A 1689-nucleotide genomic window follows, 5' to 3' on the forward strand; every position below is an offset into this window, starting at 1 on the left:
CGATGTTTGACGCTTCACAGCGGGTACCGGAATATCAACCGGTTATCCATCGACTACGCCTGTCGGCCTCGCCTTAGGTCCCGACTTACCCTGGGCAGATCAGCTTGACCCAGGAACCCTTAGTCAATCGGCGCACACGTTTCTCACGTGTGAATCGCTACTCATGCCTGCATTCTCACTCGTCAACCGTCCACAACTACCTTCCGGTGCTGCTTCACCCGGCAGACGACGCTCCCCTACCCATCACAGCCTCCGTTGGGAGTACATGCTGCAATGACACGACTTCGGCGGTACGCTTGAGCCCCGCTACATTGTCGGCGCGGAATCACTAGACCAGTGAGCTATTACGCACTCTTTCAAGGGTGGCTGCTTCTAAGCCAACCTCCTGGTTGTCTCTGCGACTCCACATCCTTTCCCACTTAGCGTACGCTTAGGGGCCTTAGTCGATGCTCTGGGCTGTTTCCCTCTCGACCATGGAGCTTATCCCCCACAGTCTCACTGCCGCGCTCTCACTTACCGGCATTCGGAGTTTGGCTAAGGTCAGTAACCCGGTAGGGCCCATCGCCTATCCAGTGCTCTACCTCCGGCAAGAAACACACGACGCTGCACCTAAATGCATTTCGGGGAGAACCAGCTATCACGGAGTTTGATTGGCCTTTCACCCCTAACCACAGGTCATCCCCCAGGTTTTCAACCCTGGTGGGTTCGGTCCTCCACGAAGTCTTACCTCCGCTTCAACCTGCCCATGGCTAGATCACTCCGCTTCGGGTCTTGAGCGTGCTACTACAGCGCCCTCTTCGGACTCGCTTTCGCTACGGCTACCCCACACGGGTTAACCTCGCAACACACCGCAAACTCGCAGGCTCATTCTTCAAAAGGCACGCAGTCACGAGGCAGGAACAAGTTCCTACCCGACGCTCCCACGGCTTGTAGGCACACGGTTTCAGGTACTATTTCACTCCGCTCCCGCGGTACTTTTCACCATTCCCTCACGGTACTATCCGCTATCGGTCACCAGGGAATATTTAGGCTTAGCGGGTGGTCCCGCCAGATTCACACGGGATTTCTCGGGCCCCGTGCTACTTGGGTGTCTCTCAAACGAGCCGCTGACGTTTCGACTACGGGGGTCTTACCCTCTACGCCGGACCTTTCGCATGTCCTTCGCCTACATCAACGGTTTCTGACTCGCCCCACGGCCGGCAGACCGTGGAAGAGAGATCCCACAACCCCGCATACGCAACCCCTGCCGGGTCTCACACGCATACGGTTTGGCCTCATCCGGTTTCGCTCGCCACTACTCCCGGAATCACGGTTGTTTTCTCTTCCTGCGGGTACTGAGATGTTTCACTTCCCCGCGTTCCCTCCACTTGCCCTATGTGTTCAGGCAAGGGTGACAGCCCATGACGACTGCCGGGTTTCCCCATTCGGACACCCCCGGATCAAAGCCTGGTTGACGACTCCCCGGGGCCTATCGTGGCCTCCCACGTCCTTCATCGGTTCCTGGTGCCAAGGCATCCACCGTGCGCCCTTAAAAACTTGGCCACAGATGCTCGCGTCCACTGTGCAGTTCTCAAACAACGACCAGCCACCCATCACCCCGGACCACACAGGTCCGAGTGCACTGGGGCCGGCATCCGAGGGTTCATTCCCTCAGACACCCAACAGCGTGCCCGACCAGGCCCCGCCCAG

General features: G+C 58.3%; 1 rRNA gene (running past one end of the window). It reads right to left on the reverse strand.

Annotation, left to right across the window (positions count from 1 at the left end):
- Positions 1–1542 (reverse strand): 23S ribosomal RNA (locus ACH4ZX_RS40065) (it extends 992 nt beyond the left edge of the window).
- Positions 1543–1689 lie beyond the last annotated feature (147 nt).

The organism is Streptomyces sp. NPDC020490, assembly GCF_044335305.1.
GTDB lineage: Bacteria > Actinomycetota > Actinomycetes > Streptomycetales > Streptomycetaceae > Streptomyces.